The organism is Vibrio sp. Isolate32 (assembly GCF_022397955.1).
Taxonomy (GTDB): domain Bacteria; phylum Pseudomonadota; class Gammaproteobacteria; order Enterobacterales; family Vibrionaceae; genus Vibrio.
In genome coordinates this window covers 191,562-213,301 of the sequence record NZ_JAKEUQ010000008.1, presented here as the reverse complement: position 1 = coordinate 213,301, position 21,740 = coordinate 191,562, and the positions used below count along the sequence as shown (strand labels likewise).

Annotated in this window: 19 protein-coding genes; 5 read left to right on the top strand and 14 right to left on the bottom strand. The window is 45.1% G+C overall.

Features of this window, described 5'->3' with window-relative positions:
- Positions 1–35: 35 nt before the first annotated feature.
- From L1D11_RS08745 to L1D11_RS08720, 6 genes are all read right to left on the bottom strand, one after another.
- A complete protein-coding gene (locus L1D11_RS08745; RefSeq protein WP_239833532.1) occupies positions 36–1,286 on the bottom strand; it encodes a glutamate-5-semialdehyde dehydrogenase in 1,251 nt (416 codons plus the stop codon).
- 108 nt (positions 1,287–1,394) lie between these two features.
- On the bottom strand, positions 1,395–2,579 hold the full coding sequence (gene proB, locus L1D11_RS08740; protein WP_171367898.1) for a glutamate 5-kinase: 1,185 nt from the start codon (positions 2,577–2,579) through the stop codon (positions 1,395–1,397).
- A 76-nt stretch (positions 2,580–2,655) separates the two neighbouring features.
- Positions 2,656–3,045: a sigma factor-binding protein Crl gene (gene crl / locus L1D11_RS08735; protein ID WP_008218654.1), complete on the bottom strand. Its 390-nt coding sequence runs from the start codon at positions 3,043–3,045 to the stop codon at positions 2,656–2,658.
- 144 nt (positions 3,046–3,189) lie between these two features.
- Positions 3,190–4,443 carry an esterase FrsA gene (frsA, locus tag L1D11_RS08730; RefSeq protein ID WP_239833533.1) on the bottom strand — a complete coding sequence of 418 codons (1,254 nt, stop codon included), beginning with the start codon at positions 4,441–4,443 and terminating at the stop codon, positions 3,190–3,192.
- An 89-nt stretch (positions 4,444–4,532) separates the two neighbouring features.
- Entirely contained in the window at positions 4,533–4,997 is a 465-nt protein-coding gene (gene tet(34) / locus L1D11_RS08725; protein ID WP_004741499.1) for an oxytetracycline resistance phosphoribosyltransferase domain-containing protein Tet(34), read from the bottom strand.
- Positions 4,998–5,080: 83 nt separating this feature from the next.
- The gene (locus L1D11_RS08720; protein ID WP_008218658.1) at positions 5,081–6,370 is read right to left on the bottom strand and encodes an NCS2 family permease; all 1,290 of its coding nucleotides are present in this window, start codon (positions 6,368–6,370) and stop codon (positions 5,081–5,083) included.
- 1,061 nt (positions 6,371–7,431) lie between these two features.
- Between L1D11_RS08720 and L1D11_RS08715 the strand changes: the two genes are divergently transcribed.
- Complete coding sequence (locus L1D11_RS08715; RefSeq protein ID WP_008218663.1) at positions 7,432–8,904, top strand: aminoacyl-histidine dipeptidase; 1,473 nt, start codon at positions 7,432–7,434, stop codon at positions 8,902–8,904.
- A 123-nt stretch (positions 8,905–9,027) separates the two neighbouring features.
- Here L1D11_RS08715 and L1D11_RS08710 read toward each other — a convergent pair whose 3' ends face one another.
- The gene (locus L1D11_RS08710) at positions 9,028–9,567 is read right to left on the bottom strand and encodes a DUF3332 domain-containing protein (RefSeq protein WP_004741496.1); all 540 of its coding nucleotides are present in this window, start codon (positions 9,565–9,567) and stop codon (positions 9,028–9,030) included.
- A 272-nt stretch (positions 9,568–9,839) separates the two neighbouring features.
- Between L1D11_RS08710 and L1D11_RS08705 the strand changes: the two genes are divergently transcribed.
- Complete coding sequence (locus L1D11_RS08705; RefSeq protein WP_102424642.1) at positions 9,840–10,886, top strand: succinylglutamate desuccinylase/aspartoacylase family protein; 1,047 nt, start codon at positions 9,840–9,842, stop codon at positions 10,884–10,886.
- A gap of 171 nt (positions 10,887–11,057) precedes the next feature.
- On the opposite strand, the gene L1D11_RS08700 is transcribed toward L1D11_RS08705, so the two are convergent.
- Positions 11,058–11,375 (bottom strand): DUF3622 domain-containing protein, encoded by a 318-nt coding sequence (locus tag L1D11_RS08700; RefSeq protein ID WP_004741494.1) that lies wholly within the window; start codon positions 11,373–11,375, stop codon positions 11,058–11,060.
- A 352-nt stretch (positions 11,376–11,727) separates the two neighbouring features.
- Between L1D11_RS08700 and L1D11_RS08695 the strand changes: the two genes are divergently transcribed.
- A complete protein-coding gene (locus tag L1D11_RS08695) occupies positions 11,728–12,735 on the top strand; it encodes an adenosine deaminase (RefSeq protein WP_239833583.1) in 1,008 nt (335 codons plus the stop codon).
- 91 nt (positions 12,736–12,826) lie between these two features.
- Here the strand turns inward: L1D11_RS08695 and L1D11_RS08690 are convergent, their stop codons facing one another.
- Positions 12,827–14,011, bottom strand: a complete 1,185-nt coding sequence (locus L1D11_RS08690) for an NnrS family protein (RefSeq protein ID WP_239833582.1) — start codon at positions 14,009–14,011, stop codon at positions 12,827–12,829.
- Positions 14,012–14,317: 306 nt separating this feature from the next.
- Between L1D11_RS08690 and L1D11_RS08685 the strand changes: the two genes are divergently transcribed.
- A complete protein-coding gene (locus L1D11_RS08685; protein WP_239833581.1) occupies positions 14,318–14,872 on the top strand; it encodes a gamma-glutamylcyclotransferase family protein in 555 nt (184 codons plus the stop codon).
- Between the two features lie 115 nt (positions 14,873–14,987).
- Here L1D11_RS08685 and L1D11_RS08680 read toward each other — a convergent pair whose 3' ends face one another.
- Positions 14,988–15,311 carry a tRNA-binding protein gene (locus tag L1D11_RS08680; protein ID WP_239833580.1) on the bottom strand — a complete coding sequence of 108 codons (324 nt, stop codon included), beginning with the start codon at positions 15,309–15,311 and terminating at the stop codon, positions 14,988–14,990.
- Between the two features lie 197 nt (positions 15,312–15,508).
- On the opposite strand from L1D11_RS08680, the gene L1D11_RS08675 reads away from it, so the two are divergent.
- Positions 15,509–16,507 carry a substrate-binding domain-containing protein gene (locus tag L1D11_RS08675; RefSeq protein ID WP_239833579.1) on the top strand — a complete coding sequence of 333 codons (999 nt, stop codon included), beginning with the start codon at positions 15,509–15,511 and terminating at the stop codon, positions 16,505–16,507.
- A gap of 225 nt (positions 16,508–16,732) precedes the next feature.
- On the opposite strand, the gene galM is transcribed toward L1D11_RS08675, so the two are convergent.
- From galM to galE, 4 genes are all read right to left on the bottom strand, one after another.
- Entirely contained in the window at positions 16,733–17,812 is a 1,080-nt protein-coding gene (gene galM, locus L1D11_RS08670) for a galactose-1-epimerase (RefSeq protein WP_239833578.1), read from the bottom strand.
- 112 nt (positions 17,813–17,924) lie between these two features.
- Positions 17,925–19,085: a galactokinase gene (gene galK, locus L1D11_RS08665; RefSeq protein WP_239833577.1), complete on the bottom strand. Its 1,161-nt coding sequence runs from the start codon at positions 19,083–19,085 to the stop codon at positions 17,925–17,927.
- 242 nt (positions 19,086–19,327) lie between these two features.
- A complete protein-coding gene (locus L1D11_RS08660) occupies positions 19,328–20,380 on the bottom strand; it encodes a UDP-glucose--hexose-1-phosphate uridylyltransferase (protein WP_239833576.1) in 1,053 nt (350 codons plus the stop codon).
- A gap of 332 nt (positions 20,381–20,712) precedes the next feature.
- A complete protein-coding gene (gene galE, locus L1D11_RS08655; protein ID WP_239833575.1) occupies positions 20,713–21,732 on the bottom strand; it encodes a UDP-glucose 4-epimerase GalE in 1,020 nt (339 codons plus the stop codon).
- Positions 21,733–21,740: the final 8 nt, after the last annotated feature.

The window sequence follows — 21,740 nt, the reverse complement described above, 5'->3', positions numbered from 1 at the left end:
TAAAATGAGCTGCAGAGTAAAGTTAACGAGAAACGTTAACCGCGAACGAGATAATTCGCTTTGCCCACCCACTTGTAGCTAGTCAGCTCTTCTAAGCCCATAGGACCCCGAGCGTGCAGTTTCTGAGTAGAGACTGCCACTTCTGCGCCTAGACCAAACTGTGCGCCATCAGTAAAGCGAGTTGATGCATTCACATACACTGCTGCAGAACCTACCGAGTTAATGAAACGCTCAGAGCTTTCTAAACTATTAGTCATGATTGCATCTGAGTGGCTCGCGTTATGTACGCGCATGTGGTCAATCGCTTCTGCAACATCCGCAACCACTTTTACGCCAAGTGTGTAGCTTAACCATTCGGTGTCAAAGTCATCTTCACCTGCATCACGCACGTCAGCAAAATCAACAAGAAATGCCTTCGCGCTTGAGTCTGCTACTAATGTCACTTTATCCGCTAGACGTGTTTTAAACTTGCCAAGGAACTCCCCAGCTACCGCTTCATGAACAAGCAAAGTATCTAATGAGTTACATGCTGATGGGCGTTGTACTTTCGAGTTTTCAACGACATCGACAGACTTCTCAAGATCCGCGCTCTCATCAACGAAAATATGGCTGATACCGAAACCACCGATGATAACCGGAATAGTGCTGTTCTCTTTACACATCTTGTGCAGACCAGCGCCACCACGAGGGATGATCATATCTACGTAGTCATCTAGCTTAAGCAGTTGAGAAACAAGCTCACGATCAGGTTTCTCGATATATTGAACTGAAGCAGCTGGAAGCTCCACTTTCTCTAATGCAGATTGGATAACTTTAACCAGTTCCATGTTCGAAAAAAACGTCTCTTTACCACCACGTAGGATACTTGCGTTACCGGTCTTCAGACACAATGCAGCAATATCGATGGTTACGTTCGGGCGCGCTTCATAGATAACACCAACCACACCAAGCGGTACGCGTCGGCGAGACAGTGACATACCGTTTTCCAGTACTTTGCTGTCGATTTCGCTGCCCACAGGATCGTTTAGGCTAATAACGTTACGAACGTCATTAGCGATGCCCGTTAAGCGTTCTTCATTCAGAAGTAGACGGTCAAGCAGTGCGTCCGTTAGACCCGCTTCGCGGCCCAGAGCGATGTCTTTTGCGTTCGCTTCTAGGATAGCGGCTGCATTTGCTTCTAACTCATCAGCGATGATCGCCAATGCCTTGTTCTTTTGCGCCGTTGATGCGGTCGCTAGGTGAAAAGCAGCTTCTTTTGCTGCGATACCCATGTTAGTTAAATCCACGTTTAACTCTCCCTAAATTCTGTCTGCCTTTAGATGAAAAGGGCGATGAGTACTACGTGCATCTAGTGCAAAAGCCAGATGCGCCGTTCATCACCTTGTCATCTCGAACTATTCTTGGATAACGACAAGGTCGTCACGGTGAATGACTTCTGACCCGTAATCGTAACCAAGGATGTCGCCAATATCTTTACTGTGCTTGCCTGCTATTTTTGCTAGGTCTTGGCTTGAGTAGCTAGCGATACCACGCGCGACTACTTTGCCTTTGCTGTCTGTAACTTGGGTGACTTCACCACGAGAGAACTCGCCTTTAACTCGAACCACCCCTTTTGCCAACAAGCTACTACCTTTGGTGTTAACGGCATTCACCGCACCATCGTCAACCACGATGTCACCAGCAGAAGCAGGACCCGCTAAAATCCAACGCTTGCGGTTTTCAAGCGCCTCGGCTAACGGTAAGAAACGTGTGCCTTGAGGATTGTCACTCAAAGAGTCAAAAACCACATTTTCGGCGCTACCTGCTGCAATAATCACTTCAATGCCAGCGCGACGAGCTATATCCGCTGCCTGCAGTTTTGTCGCCATGCCACCGGTACCTAGCGTAGTACCACTGCCGCCTGCGATCTTGCGCAGCGTGTCATCAATGGTTTTCACTTCTTTGATGAGCTCAGCATTTGGGTCTTTACGAGGGTCAGCCGTAAACAGACCTTTTTGGTCAGTTAGCAGCAAAAGCTTATCAGCACCGCATAAAATACCAACCAGTGCCGACAAGTTATCGTTGTCGCCCACTTTGATTTCGTTGGTCGCGACTGCATCGTTTTCATTCACGACAGGAATAATATCGTGTTCAACGAGTGCATTGATCGTGTCACGAGCATTCAGAAAACGCTCACGGTCATCGAGATCAGCTCGAGTCAGTAGCATCTGGCCAATCTTAAGGCCATAGATAGCGAATAAAGACTCCCAAACTTGAATCAACTGACTTTGCCCAACTGCAGCAAGCAACTGTTTGCTCGCCATTGAGTTGGGAAGTGCGGGGTAACCAAGGTGCTCACGTCCTGCTGCAATTGCGCCAGACGAAACCATAACCACAGAGTGGCCTTGTTTTTTTAATTCAGCACATTGACGAACCAGCTCAACCATATGAGCACGGTCTAATGCCAATGTTCCACCAGTTAAGACACTGGTACCCAGTTTAACAACGACAGTTTTACGCTGCGCTGTTGTCCCGCTTTGATGATTTGTTGTCATGAAGTCTTTTATGGATAAAACAAATAAGAGGTGATGTTTTAGCAATCAACAGGGGAATTCACAAGCAGAAAAGGTGCGAAATCGCACCTTTTTATTTTTTAAAGAAGAGTAACCTTTAAAATCAGACGAATTCGACAGACTCTTCGTCCAATTGGATGCTGATTTCAAACTTACTTTGAAGTTCATCAACCAGTTTTTGGTGGAAGGCTTCCTGAGTTCTAGTGACCTCAGCAACCGCCTTTTTAGGCAGAGGTAATGAATCCCATTTGCCTTCGATGTTGTATTTACCAATGTTGTACTTCGCCGAATACCCCTCTTCCGACTTGTCCAACTCCATCCACCAGCCCCAGAACTCACGCTCTTCTGGTGATTTTTTATCGTTAACACACACTGACAAGCAATCAAAAATATAGTGACCTTCTTCTGATTGCGGCTCCCTCAAGTATGGCCCAATGGCCTTTAATACATTTAACAAGCGATAATGCGTTGGTTCTTGTGTCACTTCTGACATATTGAATCTCCATTTTCAATGTTAAGAATGACATTACTCAGACTGCAATACGTTGAAAACATGCAGTTGGACTTTATAAATTTTCTCTGAGTATCAGGCACTTAATCTGTACACTTTTCATGCTTAACTAATTTAGGAGAAATGTCATCTAAATAATTCATCCTCAAGCCACTTTATCGCTAATTCGAGGGATTGCTCATAACCTTGTGTAATTGATTTCGATTTGATTTTCTTTGCCTTGCCGTAATCACTGTAAATAGCAACCAGTTGATTATCCATTGGCGGTGACACAGGATCACCTTCTAAGGCTAACGCTAAGATAGGAACGCTGGTTTTACTGTTCGCCAACAGACCTTGGACCTTCAAAGACCACGCCATCAACTGACCAGAAAGACTATTGATATCAACAGCACCTTTACCTAAACGAGAAGCCAGTACATCTAAATGCATCTTCGGCATCTGCTTTAGTTTATCGGCATGCACAAAAATATCGTGAATTGGCGCACCAAGAGAGATACACGCTTTGATCTTCTGTTGCTCGATAAACGACAGCCTCACCATCGCATTGCCGCCAAAACGGAAACCAAACAAGCCCACTTTATGATGATCAACCCATGGGATATTTGGCAGCTCGTTCAATACCGCTTGGTGCAGGCACGAAGAATCTTCGGTTAACGGCCAATGAGAGCTGTGACCTATCGATGGCATATCTACGGTAAGCATCGCAATGTTCTTTGGCGCCAGATAATCCCTAAACAAACGCCACATGTCCGTTTGCAAGCTATCCAAACCTGCACTCACGATCACAACTGGTTGCGGTTTGTCGGTTTTCGCTAGGTGTAGGTTGGCTTTGATTTTCTTGTTCTGATACGGCACCTCAATCTGCTTAACAATCAGCTTGGTATGCTTAATTGCTTCAGAATAGGCTGCGTTTGCTAACACTTGGGCCTGAGACGCCAAGTTGTCATTCTTTAGGTGCGGGTAACCTGCAATACTGAAACATAAAGACGCCGAGAACAGCTCTTCAGCCACCTCTTCACCGCTTTTGTTGTTAGAACGGTTCTGATGCAACATGCCCAACTTGGTCCACTCATAGGCCCAGTTACCACTGCGGTATCCCATCACGGTATCTAACCACTCATCGGTAGTTCGAGAGTTGTCTGACGACGCAATACGAGCTAATACAGCTTCTTGCTCAATAGGGTTCACGCCTTGCCATACCCACTGAAGACGCCTTAAGTTTCGGTACCACGATGAGTTTTGCTGTTCACGCTTCTCATCCAATAACGCTTCAGAGCTTGGCATGTATTGTGTCAGCATTGAGGTCTCTTTGGCCTGCTTGTGTTTTACAAACAAGGTTTCCGAAAGGTTCGAGCTCGTTTCTTCTGATTCAGACATTGGGACACTTAATAAGAAATGATTTTGACTAATAATATAAAAAAAAATGACCCTATAAAGGGTCATTTCTCAAAAAACTTAGTTTACGCTTATTTTGACTTACGATTTACTGGCTCAACGTAACTTAGGCTTGTATCCCAAGGCTGCTCGATCCATGTGTCTTGAGCGATATCAACAATGTACTCGTCTAGTAGGTGCGCCCCTGAAGGCTTAGCACATACCGCGATCAGTTTTGCTTTAGGGTACATTTCACGAAGCTTACGTGCAGTGTCACCACTATCAACAAGATCTTCAACGATTAGGAAACCTTCGCCGTCACCTTCAGGTGCTTTAACGACAGTCATATCACGTTGGTGATCGTGGTCGTAGCTAGAAATACAAATCGTATCTACGTGACGAATACCCAGTTCACGAGCCAAGATTGCACCAGGAACCAAACCACCACGGCTTACAGCCCAGATACCTTTCCACTGCTCTGCTGGCATTTGCTTTTCTGCTAGTTGACGGCAGTAAGTCTGCATGTTGTCCCAAGTGATAACGAATTTGTTGCTCATAGTATAAAACCTAATAATTTTTCATGTTATTAGAGGCTATGCCAAACATAGCCTCTTCAGCGTTTAAGCAGAAATCTAGACGATTAAGCGAAAATGTATTTAAGAATAAAGATTACCGACATGATCCACACAGCAGGTGAAACGTCGCGACCTTTACCACTTAGCAGCTTAATTGCAGCGTAAGCGATGAAACCTAGTGAGATACCCTCAGCAATAGAGTACGTCAGCGGCATAAGTAGACATGTTACCACGACTGGTGCTGCTTCCGTAAGATCACGCCAATCAATGCCAACTAGGCCTGACATCATCAGAATTGCTACATAGAAAAGCGCGCCTGATGTTGCGTACGCCGGAATCATACCTGCAAGTGGTGAGAAGAAAAGAGCAAGAAGGAAAAGTACGCCCACGACAACAGCCGTTAGACCAGTACGACCACCTTCAGCAACACCTGAAACACTCTCTACATATGAAGTCGTGTTCGATGTACCTAGAAGAGCACCGATAGACGTTGCTGTTGAGTCAGCAAGCAGTGCTTTGTTCAGGCGAGGTAGTTTGCCATCTTCTTTAATTAGGTTCGCTTTTGTCGCAACGCCGACTAGCGTGCCCGCTGTATCGAATAAGTCGACGAATAGGAAAGCAAATACAACAGAGATCATACCGATTTCAAATACTGCAGAGAAATCAAGCTGCATGAAAGTCGGAGCAAGGCTTGGTGGTGTAGACATGATGCCACCGTACTGAACGTCACCAATGATAATACCAAGAGCTGTAATAGCTAGAATTGCAATCATTACTGCGCCTTTCACACCGCGGTGTACAAGAGCAATAGTAAGGAAGAAACCAAGAGCACCAAGGATAGGAGCAATAGCAGTAATGTCGCCAAGTGATACTTTAGTTGCAGGGTTAGAAACCACGATGCCAGCATTGCTAAGCGCGATAAATGCTAGGAAAAGACCGATACCCGCAGAGATACCTACACGCAAAGACATAGGAATCGAGTTGATAATCCACTCACGGATCTTAAAGATGCTCAAGAAGATGAAGATCACACCCGAAACAAACACTGCCGCTAAAGCAACTTGCCACGTGTAACCCATGCCCATCACAACCGCGTAGGTAAAGAAGGCATTCAGGCCCATACCTGGAGCTTGAGCAATTGGGTAGTTAGCAACAAAGCCCATGATGAAACAGCCAATAGCAGCCGCTAAACAGGTTGCTACAAATACAGCGCCGTGGTCCATACCAGCATCAGCTAGGATCATTGGGTTTACAAAAATGATGTAAGCCATTGTTAGGAAGGTTGTTAGACCTGCGATGATTTCAGTGCGCACATTGGTGCCGTTTTCACTGAGTTTGAATAGCTTTTCGAACATTATCGAATCCTATAAGGGTAAAAAGTAAACGGTTGCGTAATCGATTGGCTGTGGATTATAAAGTTATCAAATAACAAATTCCAGATAGAATTAAGGCTCTAAATAATATTTATCAGAATGACGTATGAAACCAAGCGATTAAAAATCACATCAAAAAATAAAAATACACATTAAAAACAATAGACTAAAAACAATTTAATGGTCGTATTTATTTGATTACTTTTTCAACCATCAGTTATTTTCATTAAGAATCTGGCGCTAAATTTGCCAATTCAAACCCACAAGAGTTGTCCGATTTTCAACAGGATCGGTAATAAGGCTCAAATTGATATTTTGCTGTTTAAAAAACAACCGAGCATAGTCGTAGATAGATGACGAATCACAGCTGGGGATAAAGTAGCAGGCAAAAAAAACGCCACTCAAAACTGAGTGGCGGTAGAATCTGTCAACCAAGAGGGTTGTTAGAGAATTCCAATATATAGGGGTGAACAAAACTGTTCGAGTTACATGCTTACGGTATTAGTAACCGAAGCTTGTAGGGTATGCAAAGTTGCTAGTGTAAACAGAGTTGTTAAGCCAGAACATTGCAGATGGTAAACCTTTCATAACTATCACCTTAATAAATCAATAAAAACGAATTTGATTTCTCGGTTCCTTGGAGGCGATAAACGGACTCATCCTTTGAGCATTTACTCTTCACTTCAGAAGTTGGTTATAAATATACCCCAAAGAAAAAAGATTACAAGTATTTTTTGCTTTGAGTCACACTTTTTGCCATTTAAGGTTATTTTGCAAACTAATTTCTGTAATTAAATTACAGGATTTAGTTTAAATAAACGTTTGCTTGTTTCTTTTATAAGCATCAAGGCGCTTAATCAAGATCAAATGAACAGGATGGCGTTCAAAGTTTGAAGGAATTAAGGTTTAGAAGCGCTACTCGTGAAAACGGTCTAGTGGTATGCTGTCGGCATCAAAACAGACCTATATTTTAGGTTTTTGTTCTATGTTTATACCCATAAAAACTCTAAATATATGGTTATCAAATAAAAAAGGAGTCATCCGTGTCTGAATTCCATTCTGAGATCAGTAAATTATCCCCTGCCCCTCTTTGGCAGTTCTTCGATAAGATTTGCTCAATCCCACACCCTTCAAAGCATGAAGAAGAGCTTGCTCAATACATTATTGCTTGGGCGACAGAGCAAGGCCTAGATGTACGCCGTGATCCAACGGGTAACGTATTCATCAAAAAGCCTGCGACGCCAGGTATGGAAAACAAAAAAGGTGTTGTGCTACAAGCTCACATCGATATGGTTCCACAAAAGAATGAAGATACGGTTCACGACTTCACTAAAGACCCAATTCAACCGTACATCGACGGCGAGTGGGTAACTGCAAAAGGCACTACACTTGGCGCTGATAACGGCATGGGTATGGCATCATGCTTAGCGGTTCTTGCATCAAACGAAATCAAGCACGGCCCTATCGAAGTACTACTAACAGTAGACGAAGAAGCAGGTATGACTGGTGCGTTCGGTCTTGAAGCGGGTTGGTTAGAAGGCGATATCCTTCTTAACACCGATTCAGAGCAAGAAGGCGAAGTGTACATGGGTTGTGCTGGCGGCATCGACGGCGCAATGACATTTGACGTTGCTCGTACTGCAATTCCAGCAGATTTCGTGACTCGTAAGCTAACGCTTAAAGGTCTTAAAGGCGGTCACTCAGGTTGTGATATTCACACTGGTCGTGCAAACGCGAATAAACTACTTGCTCGCTTCCTGGCTGGTCACGCAAAAGAGCTAGACCTACGCATCGTAGAATTCAAAGGTGGTAGCCTACGTAACGCGATTCCTCGTGAAGGTTTCGTTACTGTTGCTGTTCCAGCGGCAAACCAAGAAAAACTGGCTTCGCTATACAACTACTACACAGAGCTACTTTCAACAGAGCTAGGTAAAGTAGAAGACAGCATCGTGACTTTCAACGAAGAAGCTTCAGTTGAAATGGGCGCACTTGCAGCTACTGACCAAGCTCGCTTCATCGCAGCACTTAACGCGGCGCCAAACGGCGTGATTCGTATGAGTGATGAGATTGAAGGTGTTGTTGAGACATCTCTAAACGTGGGTGTTATCACGACAGAAGAGAACTCAATCACAGTACTTTGCCTAATCCGCTCTCTGATCGACTCTGGCCGTAGCCAAGTTGAGAGCATGCTTCACTCTGTAGCAGAGCTTGCGGGTGCGAGCATCGAATTCTCTGGCGCTTACCCAGGTTGGAAGCCAGACGCTGATTCAGAAATCATGCACATCTTCCGCGACATGTACGAAGGTATCTACGGTCACAAGCCAAACATCATGGTTATCCATGCTGGTCTTGAGTGTGGTCTATTCAAAGAACCTTACCCGAACATGGACATGGTTTCTTTCGGCCCGACTATCAAGTTCCCTCACTCTCCAGATGAGAAAGTGAAGATTGATACGGTTGAGCTATTCTGGAACCAAATGGTTGCGCTGCTAGAAGCAATCCCAGAAAAAGCATAATTCGATAAGCTACGTTTGTTCAATAAGTGGTGTTTACAGTAAACACCATTTATTCAGACAAAATAAAACAGGTACTCAATGAGTACCTGTTTTTGTATCTAAGCTTTGCGATCAGCTAAGACATTAAGCGCGTGACGCTGCGTAGCTCTCTAGCTCATCAATTGAAGTTTGTGCAACCACTTCACCATCGATGAAGTACGTCACCATCTCGCCATCACGAACACCGATTAGTGTCGCTCGCTCACCAGACTGGTAAGTGATGTCCATTTGGATAGTGTTTTCATCAATCTGCTGCATCTGACCTTTTTCGATCATATTTACATTAGTGATTGGGCCTACAGGCGCTTCCGTCAGAGACGGATCTAGCTGATGGTTAATATCAATGTAAGTATCCACCTTAGTATCAAAGATATGCGGTGCACCCGTTAGTGGGTTGCTACCTGTCCAGAATTCTAGAGAGTTAAATACTAGGTAATCCGCTGCAACCGTCAGACCGTATGCCGGTGCCAACAGTAAGTTTAAGCCGCCACGTGCGTAACGGTTATCAACGGCTTTAAGGTTGAACTTCATTAGGTAACCGGTTACTGCGTTGCTACCAACACAGCCAGATAAAGCAACAGATACCACTGCAAGTGCTACAACTTTTGAAATTGTTTTTTTCATTTTCATCTCGATATTTGAAATTGGCCGCCAGAAAATGGCGATGGATAATAGCAAGTGCCAAAAACACAATTATCAGAGTTAAATCAATAAATTGTCAGAAACCTTACAAATAAAAGGTGCATTCCAAACAGGCCGCCATCCATGGAATACCGTTCCCGATACGCCTCCACAAAAAAGTTTTGTCGTTACCGTAAAGCGATTGATTCGTACTAAAAATCAACGATTGCTACATTCCGTGTTAACGAATTATCACCATGTTGAGAACAACCTAAATGGCAAGACTAAAACCTAATCAACCATTCGAATTACTTGGTTCTACTGTTCAGCCAGGACAGCGAATGGAGATTGAACTGCAAGCAGCTCAGCTTTACACGCACTCTCCACTTTCAATCCCGATTGAAATCATTCACGGTCGCCAAGCAGGTCCAACACTGATGGTAAACGCAGCGATTCACGGTGATGAGTTAAATGGTGTTGAGATTGCTCGACAACTGACGAACGCTATCGATCCAAAGAAACTGAAAGGTACCTTGATTGTCGTGCCTATCGTTAACGTGTTCGGTTTCATCCACAAGTCTCGTTACCTACCAGACCGTCGTGATCTAAACCGTTGCTTCCCAGGTAGTGAGAAAGGATCGCTAACATCACGTATCGCTTACACTTTCTTCGAGAACGTTGCTAAGCACTGTGATTTCATTCTGGATCTACACACGGGTGCGATTCACCGTACGAACTTGCCACAAATTCGTGCGAACCTTTCGAACCCAGAAACCATGCGCATCGCAAAAGCATTCGCGACCCCAGTGATCATCGACTCACCTCTGCGTGATGGTTCACTACGAAGTGAAGCGGAAAAGTTGGGGATTCCAGTACTGACATACGAAGGTGGTGAGGCACTGCGCTTTGATCACCTAGCGATTCGTGCAGGCTACCTTGGCATTCACCAAGTAATGAAAGAAATCGGCATGCTGCGTCCGAACCGTAAGAAGCTGCCAGAACCAGTATTGAGCAAATCCACCAGCTGGATTCGTGCAGAATCAGACGGTATCTTGCGTAACATGGTGAGACTGGGCGAACAAGTTGAAGCAGGACAAACTCTTGCCTACATCAGTTCTCCACTGGGTCATCAAGAGAGCCAAGTTATCACGACTAAAGGCGGTATCGTGATTGGCCAACAAACGCTACCTTTGGTGAATGAAGGTGACGCTGTGTTCCACATCGCTTACTTCAAGCAAGACGATGAAGAAGTAGGACAAACCGTAGAAAGCTACATTGAAGAAGTAGCAGAGGACGATTGGTTAACTACGCTAAACAACTGATTAAGGCTTGAGAGAGCGATGTAAAAAGCGAGAAGCCAAAGCCGTCGCTCTTAAGCAAAATAGCAACGAACTCCACAAACGAAAAAGCCCCAATATAGGTGACTATATTGGGGCTTTTGTATAGATTCCTTATTTAAAATTAAGGGACCTATAAATTAATCGTGCACCGAATTACTCAGCGTCTTCTTGCTCTTCTGCACGAGCTTTAGCGCGCGCTTCACGTGCTTGCTCAGCTTTAAGCTCTTTAGCGTGACGTAGTTCATCGCGCTCTTTACGTTGTTCCGCTTTACGCTCGTTACGTTCAGCTTGGTTTGCGATGAAAGATGCTAGCTCTTTCTCAGCCCACTCTTGTGCAAGCGCTTCTGTTTCGAAACCAGACTCACGCTTAGATACTGTTGTGCTGCGAGACGTTACTTGACGAGTAATCTCTGCACACCAGCCGTTGCGTTTTTCTGTAAGGCGGATATCAAATTTTTTGTTCTTAGACATGTTCTATTTTTTCCTAAGGGAGATCATTAAGGGATCGGTCAACTTTGATAACTCCATCTAAGTGAGCATCTTTTAACACCATCCCTTGGTAAGCGCGGTATTAGAGCACAAATCAACGAATATTGCTGCAAATATTTGCAGCGGATCACACTCTAGTGCTGCAAATCGTTTGCGGCTCATTTTTAAGCACTCAACAGCCTCTAATCCCTAACAATTTTAGCCTCATTTCATCGACAACCATGAAATGAACTATGCTCAAACAGAGATAAATGAGTCGTCTAACCCGTTAGCTTGGTAGACGTTAATTATCTCCCCCTACTCCGCCCATAATTAAAATAGCTAAGGAGTTGCTATGGATAGCTTCATCAAAAATTTACCTAAGGTTGAGCTTCACTTACATATAGAAGGTACGTTAGAACCAGAGTTGATGTTCCAACTCGCCAAGCGCAACAACATCTCGATTCCCTTTGAGACCCCTGACCAAGTTCGAGATGCCTACCAATTCCACAATCTTCAGTCCTTTCTCGACATCTATTATCAAGGCGCAAACGTGCTGCTCCATGAGCAGGATTTTTACGACCTGACTTGGGCGTATCTATTGAAGTGCCGACAAGATAACGTGGTTCACACCGAAATATTTTTTGACCCGCAAACCCACACTGAACGTGGTATTGCCTTTGAGACAATCACCGGTGGGATTACTCGAGCTCTGAATCAAGCGGAGCAAGAACTTGGCATCAGCAGCCAACTGATCATGTGCTTTCTACGTCACCTTGATGAAGACAGTGCTTTCGAAACACTCAAACAAGCCCTTCCCTATAAAGATAAAATCATTGCCGTTGGGCTCGATTCATCAGAACAGGGCAATCCGCCAGAGAAGTTTAAGCATGTGTTCCAAGAAGCGATCAACCAAGGGTTCCTGACCGTAGCTCACGCAGGAGAAGAAGGCCCTGCACAAAATATTATCGACGCATTGAGTTTGTTAGGCATTACCCGAATTGATCATGGTGTCCGCTGTGTTGAAGATGAAGAACTAATGGAACAGCTAATAGTTCAACGCACCCCGCTGACGGTCTGTCCACTATCGAATACCAAGCTAAAGGTTTTTGAGACCATGCAAGAACACAACATCGTCGAGTTGCTACGAAAAGGGCTGTGCGTCACCATCAATTCCGATGATCCGGCTTACTTCGGCGGTTATATGAATGATAACTTCCTCGCCGTCGCTAATGTTCATCCACTGACGAAAAACGAATTAGCACAATTCAGTATTAATGCCATCGAAGCCAGTTTCATCTCGCCTCACGCCAAAGAAGATCTCATAACACGGGTACGCCAATACCTTGCTGCGAATACTTAATGAATGATCGATTGAGAACTGTATTTTTCAAAACGATCAAAAAAGGGAAGCTCAGAGCTTCCCTTTCAGTATCAGTCGATAACCAATTGGCTTAGCCCGGATGACCATCCACCCTTGGGGTTAGCAGCATCATGCCGAACTTCCAGATAAATAGCCCGAATGCTAACGTCCATAAACCCGCACTGATGTTGACCATCTCAAATAAATACGCAGGGAAGAAAGTCACACCTAAACTACGAACGAGTGCCGCGATAAAAATAGCCGAGAACGCTAAAGCCATATTTGGCCCTTTATAGATAGCACGGCCGGTATGCCCCATAGTCACGCGGGTAATCATCGCTAGAATTAATCCACTCAAACCACCAATCGCAAACAAGTGCAGCATGTTGTGGCTCGCGAACGGGTTGTCTAATAACCCTCGTAACAGCAAGCTTAGAGGAATACATAGGTAAGCCGCATGCAGTGACCACACCAAGGGTTCAGATAACGTTGTCCAAGGTTTCCAGCGGATAAAACGTACCAACTGAGCCACACCAGCAAACACCATCAGCTCATTACCTACTTGAGCAAAGGTCAATGGGAAGAAGCTCAACACAAATAAACCAACCAAAGGTAGATTTGCTAACCATTCCAACCAAACCAAGGGTTGTGCTTTCTCAAAATCAAAGCGACGAGCAGTGAAGAACGGAATCACACGTCCACCCATTACTGACAGCAACAAGGTAAACCACCACAGCATGGCCTGCCAAACTGCTGACGATGGGAAAGGAGGCATCCCTTTAATGGTCGCGTAACTAGCAAAGTTCGCCACGATAGCCAATATAAACAGTGGTACAAAGAACAGGTTCTTCCAGCCTTTCGACTTCACGACACGAAGACCAATTTCGTAGGCGGCGAAGATTAAGAACAACGCCTCAACCGACGAGATCAACCATAACGGAGCTGGGGTCCAAAACAGAATACGAGGTGCTAACCATAAGCCAACAAGAGCTGCCAACCGATAGTGCTTGGTTCCGTTGACTCCCGTCCAGGTTTGTACCGCCGTTAACACAAAGCCGACCACAATCGCCATTGAGAAACCAAATAACATCTCATGCACGTGCCACCAAAGCGCCGGTACTTTTAGCATTTCTGGCTGACCGTTTTGAAACATGATGACCCAAGCCACAATCGCGATCACGGCATAGAGACTGCCTAAAAAGAAGAAAGGTCTAAAACCTAAACGAAGATATGCAGGAATCGCATCTTCTACACTTTTATCTGTGATATTTAACAAACTCGTTCCTCATTTCAGATAACGGCCAAGAATGGCTTATATGGAATTGGTATAAATAGCCAAATTCATGAAGCAGTCATGATTACTGCAATATTGCTTTCGACAATGCATGAAACGCGCCAACCAAGGAAACCTTTTAAAAACAAAAAACAACAAGCTTTTCCAAACCAAAAACGTGTCAATTAAACACAACACAAAGAGTCAATTTAACTCTTAAGTGTATGAAAATAAAAACGGCTGACTTTTGATGAAACGGCACATATAGTAAGACTAAACTTAAATGGCAGAACTTAGACAAGGAATGCGATGCATATTTTTGGTTATGGTAGCTTGATCAACTCATCTTCACGCCAGCTTACCGGTCAGACTGGGCAAGCGATCCCTGCGATTGTTCATGGCTTAATTCGCCATTGGAGTAAGATCGATGACAGCTATGTGTTATCCCCTTTGATCGTCAACCTTGGCGATGGGCAAGTGAATGGTGTTTTGCTTGAGGTGGATGATATTGCACTGGCTGAGTTTGATCGCCGTGAGCGTGGCTATCACCGAATCGAGTTAAAGGCTTCACAGATAGAAAGCCAAAATGAATTCAAACAAGATCAACCTATCTGGGTTTACATCAAAGACGAGATTGAAGCGCCTTGCGAAAACAGCCCTATCGTTCAAACCTATGTCGATACCGTCATGGCTGGATGTTTAGAGGTGTCTGAAAGCTTTGCGGCACACTTTGTCAAACACACACAAGGTTGGCACCACCCATTAGAAAATGATCGCCACCAGCCTAAATATGGCAACCTAGCGGGAGTGTCTGAGCACCACCACAGCGTGATTGATGGTTTGATATTGAGTACGCGCGGCTAGCCTTTAAAGACTTAGGCGATGTTGAAGCTGCAATAATTTGGAGCTTGGAGAGCAAAAAAGGTCGATGAGCCTATAACGAGCAGACTCACCGACTCAAATAGACAACTTAAACCACTCAAATACCCGCTGGCATCGCGCGTTCTGGTGTCAGCAATACACTTTCAGATTCGTCATCGGTTTCTGCACACAGCAGCATGCATTCAGAAGTGTGGCCTCTCATTTTGGCTTTCGCTAAGTTACATAGCACCACGACCTGCTTACCCATTAACTCCTCTTCAGTGTAGTAGGGCACTAGACTAGTCACTGTTTGCAGCGTCTTTTCACCCACATCGACTTGCACGATGTAAAGCTTGTCCGCATTTTCATGACGTACAACTTCGATGATCTTACCCACACGCATTTCTAACTTAGCAAAGTCACCATAAGAGACAGTATCCATTTCTCACTTCCTATATTGATTTATTTTCATTCATTAAATTATTTACTAAAATCAAGTAAAGTGTAAATGTTTACACTAGCATTAAGCTTAATAATTACAAGCGGTAAAGATCTCATTACTGGAAGTAAAATTAGAGTTTCGTTGCCTTACTATCATTGTCGGTGTTAAATAGATGCAGCAATGTATAGAGGTTAAAAATGGCAACAATTAAAGATGTAGCAAAGGAAGCTGGTGTTTCTGTTGCAACCGTATCTCGAGTGATCAACAAGTCTCCAAAGGCAAGTGCTAGCTCGGTCGAGTCCGTCACCAAAGCAATGTCTAAACTCGGCTATCGCCCGAATGCCAATGCTCGCGCGCTAGTAAGCCAAAGCACAAACACTGTTGGTGTATTGGTCGGTGACATCTCCGATCCCTTTTTTGGCACGCTAGTTAAGGCTGTCGATAATGTCGCTCGTGAGAACGGAAAACATATCCTTGTCGGTAATGGTTCACACGATCGTGAAGAAGAGAGACAAGCGATTGAGTTACTGATTAACAGCCGTTGCGATGCTTTGGTGATCCATTCAAAAGGCCTGACAGACGAAGAACTGATTGCTTACGCAAAAGAAGTCAAAGGCTTAGTGTTGATCAACCGCTATATCGAAGAGATTGCCGAACGTTGTATCTTCCTTGATAACAAGAAAGGCGCATTTCTCGCGACTGAATATTTGATTCGTCATGGCCATAAAAACATTGCCTGTATCGCCTCATCTTCAAGCATTGAAGATGCAAATGAACGTGTTGAGGGCTACCAAGCCGCTCTGAAAGAGTACGGCATTGAGCTATCTGAAAGTTATATTGAACACGCCCAGCCAACCAGTGATGGCGGCGAGTATGCAATGACCAATCTGCTGACCAAATCCCTACCGATCACCGGTATTGTGGCCTACAACGACTACATGGCCGCGGGTGCTTTGTCTGTGCTCGACGAGAACGGTATTCAAGCACCAGATAACATGTCGATCATCGGCTTTGATGATGGCTTAATTGCCCGCTATGTTCACCCGAAGCTGACGACCATTCGTTACCCTATTCAAATGATGGCAGAGAAGGCAACACGACTCGCCTTGAGCTTGGCAAAAGAGGAAACAACTTCGACAGAGCCTATGATGTTCTCCCCTACTTTGGTTCGCCGTAACTCGGTAGAAAAAGCCTAAGCGGCCGTTTGACAAAACGTACTAAGAAACAAAAAGGCCCTAACAGAATCACTTCTGCTAGGGCTTTCTTACCTTACTCAAATACCCAACACTCATTCCCTATTTAGACAAAATGATTGCTAGGTGCCGCTTTGGTTCATCTCCCCCAGAGGCACATGACAAGTCACATCCCTCTATTCATCAATAAACAAAAGCAATGGCATCACCGCTTTGAGCTAGAGCGTACTAGTTTGAAGAATCCCCCGAAAATTCAAACTGGTAACAGGTACGGTAGCGGTATTCTTGTTCAGGCTGGAGAATACAACTGTCCTGCTTCCACTCTGGGTGGTTAGGAGAGTCAGGTAAGAACTGGGTTTCTAATGCCAACCCTGCGTAATCTTCATAGCTACCACCACTTCGGTTTGGTGTACCACCAAGCCAGTTTCCGGTGTACAACTGCATCGCAGGTTTGGTTGAAAATACTTTTAGTGTCACTAACGCATCTGGTGAGGTTACGGTAGCGGCGCATTGAGTGCGCTTGCAGCCATCAGACAATAAGAAAGAGTGGTCGTAGCCCTTTGCTGCCTTCTGCTGTTCATCACCCAACAAACGCTCTGAGATCATTATAGGCTGATTAAAGTCAAAGCTAGTCGATTTCACCGATTTAAGGTTGCCTAACGGGATACCTACTGAATTGGTCGGTAAGAATTGGTTGGCGTTGATGCTGACAATATGTGACAAGCAATCGTGTCCGGCTTCTGCACCAAGTAGATTGAAGTACGCATGATTCGTTAGGTTAACCACGGTTGGCTTGTCTGTGGTTGCAGAGTAATGAATGGAAACTCGATTGTCTTCGGTGATGTCATAACGCACCGACACATTCAAATTCCCCGGAAAGCCTTGGTCGCCATCACCTGACACTAAGCTAAACACAACCGAGGTTTCAGTCTGCTCAGTAATATTCCAACGACGTTTATCAAAACCATTCGGACCACCATGTAGGGTGTTGCCTGCTTGGTTGGTTTCCAGCTTATAAGTCTTGCCATCAATCTTGAAACGACCATTGGCAATGCGGTTAGCATAACGGCCAACGGTTGTGCCCATATAACTGGCTTGTTTATTGAAGCTCTCCATTGAGTTAACACCCAACAAAACTTCTCTTTTATTTCCCTTTACTGGCAAGGTACAGCTCAACCACGTTGCGCCAATATCCATGAATGTCACTTCCATGCCGTGTACATTCGACAGCGTGACAAGCTGAGCAGGTTGGCCATCATAGGCTGCAGTTTCTGTCATGGATTGAAGCAGGTTCTGCGCTTGTGTCATTCTAAATTCCTTCTACTGCCAATAAAAAGCCTCTACGTTGAGGTAAAGGCTTTAGTATTTGGCCTACTATGATCTTTTTAGTTGGTAAGCTCTATATTAAATCTCGAAACAGTTAGATTACTTCAACTAAGCCGGCGCCGTCTTTCGCTTGGCACACATAAATAGATTCTTTTAGACCCGTCGCCGCTTGATATTTCTGTTCAACGGTTGTTTTGATTTCATCAACCAATGCAGGTGGAACCAATGCCACAATACAGCCACCGAAACCACCGCCCGTCATACGTACGCCGCCTTGCTCACCGATCACTTCTTTGACCATATCCACCAGCGTATCGATCTCTTTCACTGTGATTTCAAAGTCATCACGCATTGATGCGTGAGACTCAGCCATCAGTTCACCCATACGCTTCATGTCGTGAGTACGCAGAGCTTGAGCCGCTTCAACGGTACGGTCATTTTCAGTAATCACGTGACGAGCACGCTTAGCGACCATTTCATCCAACTCGGATTCTTTCGCTTGGAACTGCTCGATGGTCACATCACGAAGTGCTGGAACACTTAAGATACGCGCCGCTTCTTCACACTGCTCACGACGCGTGTTGTATTCGCTGTCGACTAAGCCGCGTTTCTTATTTGAGTTGATGATAACCACAGCCATATCTTCTGGCATTGAAACCGCTTGAGTCTCTAGGCTACGACAATCCAAAAGCATCGCGTGGTTTGCGCGACCTTCTGCAGAGATCATTTGGTCCATGATGCCGCAGTTACAGCCTACAAATTCGTTTTCAGCTTGCTGACCATTAAGCGCAACTTCAGCTTGGCTGATTTCTAGGTTGTAAAGCACCTTGAATGTTTGACCAATCACCACTTCAAGTGCCGCAGAAGAACTTAAGCCTGCACCTTGAGGCACGTTGCCCGTTACAGAGATGTCTGCGCCTGTGAATTCAAAGCCGCGACCTTTGAGGCACTTCACCACACCACGAATGTAGTTAGCCCACATCTTGTCTTGTTGGAATGTGATCTCTTGAGTTAGATCGAATTCATCGACTGTATTACCGTAGTCCACTGATACTACGCGTACAATGTTGTCGTCACGTTTAGCCGCTGCAACTACCGTTTGATAGTTAATGGCACACGGTAGAACAAAACCATCATTGTAGTCAGTGTGCTCGCCAATCAGGTTCACACGACCTGGCGCTTGGATAATATGAGTCGCTTGGTAACCAAGGACTTGCTCAAAAGATGCTTTCACGTTTTGGATTAGGTCAGACATAAGTAAACTCTCTGGTTAAACTCTTGGTTCAATTGGTTATGGCCCCTTTTACGGCACCACTTTAATTCTTTTAGACTCCCTATCTCGTTCGCACCTCAGGTGGGGAATGACAACATCTACGACTAAACTTTTAAGCTTCTAAGTTTCTAAGCTCTTACACTTGTGGGCTTCTCACCTGTCGTCATTCCAGAATCGAGGGACGAGATATCAGGAATCTTGCTTGTTATCTACGAAGTAACGTATTACTGTTCTTTGTAATGCACGTCATTCAAGTCGCGAAGACGCTGTGCCGCTTGTTCTGCGGTTAAATCACGTTGAGATTCAGCCAACATTTCGTAGCCGACCATGAACTTACGAACGGACGCGCTGCGTAACAGTGGTGGGTAAAACAATGCATGTAACTGCCAGTGATCGATGTCCGTACCTTCTTCGAAGAACGGCGCGTAGTGCCAGCCCATTGAGTAAGGAAATGAACACTGGAACAAGTTATCGTAGCGGCTAGTCAGCTTCTTAATCGCAACCGCTAAATCATCACGCTGCTCGTCAGTCAGTTCGCTCATACGGCGAATGTGCGTTTTTGGTAGTAACATAGTTTCAAATGGCCACGCCGCCCAGTAAGGCACCACAGCAATCCAATGTTCGGTTTCAACCACAGTGCGAGAGCCGTCTTTCATTTCAGCTTCAACGTAATCCACTAATAGGTTTGAACCTTGTTGCTCGAAGTACTCTTTTAGCAATTTTTCTTTACGTTCAATCTCGTTAGGTAAAAAACTATTTGCCCAGATTTGACCGTGCGGATGTGGTTGCGAGCAGCCCATAGTCTCGCCTTTGTTTTCAAAAGCTTGAACCCACAGGTAGTCTTTACCTAGTTCTTCAATCTGTTCATTCCACGTATCGATAACACCGCGGATCTTGTTTACCGGAAGCTCGGGCAGCGTTTTACTGTGGTCCGGAGAAAAACAGATCACGCGGCTCAACCCACGTACACCCTGAGTCTTGAATAGAGGGTTATCAGACTCTGGAGCGTCAGGCGAATCGGGCATCAACGCCGCGAAATCATTACTGAATACATAAGTGCCGTCGTAATCTGGATTTTCGTCTCCCGAGATGCGCGTATTGGTTGGGCACAAGAAACACTCTTTCTCATACGCTGGAAGTTTCGCAGTCGATGGCTTTTCATCTTGGCCACTCCAAGGACGCTTCGCTCGGTGCGGTGATACTAAAATCCACTGACCGGTTAATGGGTTATAACGACGGTGTGGATGGTCTACTGGGTTAAATTCAACTTTTGACATGCTTAGATTGCTCTCAAATTTTGTGTCTTGGTCAATTCACCAAGATGAATAATTCTTCTACAAGGAGATTCCCTATCACGCTCGTTCCTCGCTGTAGGGAATGACGTGTAATCTCTTTGTGCTATTTGTGCAAAGGCCACCACTTCATAGCCTTATGCTCATCCGTCATTCCAGAATCGAGGTACGAGATATCTGGAATCTCTTTTTCTCATATCTCCCTTCCCCAAAGAAACTGGAGTTGCAGCTAGGCAGCAAGCTTTCCAATATCCATGAGCATAGATCTTCTATGTGATTGGAATTGGTGAGCGCAGCTAACAACGCTGCGGCTTCAATTACGAAGGGGAATAACCGTTAGGGTTATTCGACTGCCACTTCCACGTATCCGCCGTCATCTCCATCACGCTGCGTGTCGCCTTCCAGCCAAGTTCACGCTCCGCCTTTTCCGTGCTTGCCCAACATTCGGCAATATCACCAGCACGGCGTGGGCATAACTCATAAGGAACCGGCTTACCTGATGCTTCAGAAAAAGCTTGCAGCATTTCTAGAACACTCGATCCCTTACCTGTACCTAGGTTGTAAATGTGCAAACCTGCCTTTTCGCCAACCGCTTTTAGTGCTGCGACATGGCCATCGGCCAAATCCATCACGTGGATGTAGTCACGAACGCCTGTTCCATCCGGTGTTGGGTAATCGTTTCCAAAGATCGAAAGCTTCTCTCTACGACCGACTGCAACCTGCGCGATGAATGGCATTAAGTTGTTTGGAATACCCTGTGGGTCTTCACCCATAGTGCCTGACGGGTGCGCGCCAACCGGGTTGAAATAGCGCAGTAACGTCACGCTCCAGTCATTTTCAGCGTTGAATAAATCACTCAAACACTCCTCGACCACGTACTTACTTCGGCCATAAGGGTTAGTTGTCGCGCCTGTTGGTGAAGTTTCAGTAATCGGCACTACTTCAGGATCACCGTAAACGGTAGCCGAAGAACTAAATACGATGCTTTTCACGCCCGCTTTCTTCATACTTCGAGCTAACACCAATGAACCATTGACGTTGTTATCATAGTATTCCAAAGGCTTAGCCACCGACTCCCCTACCGCTTTCAGGCCAGCAAAGTGAATCACGGCTTGGATATCGTTTTCTGAAAACACGCTATCTAAAAAAGATTGGTCACGAATGTCGCCAAGATAAAACTTTGGTCGCTTGCCAGTTAACGATTCTATTCGTTCCAGCACTCGCTCTTTGCTATTGCAAAGGTTATCAACAATGATCGGCTCCATACCTGCCTGTATCATTTGAATGCATGTATGACTTCCGATGTAACCCATGCCACCCGTAACCAGTACTTTCACAATCAACC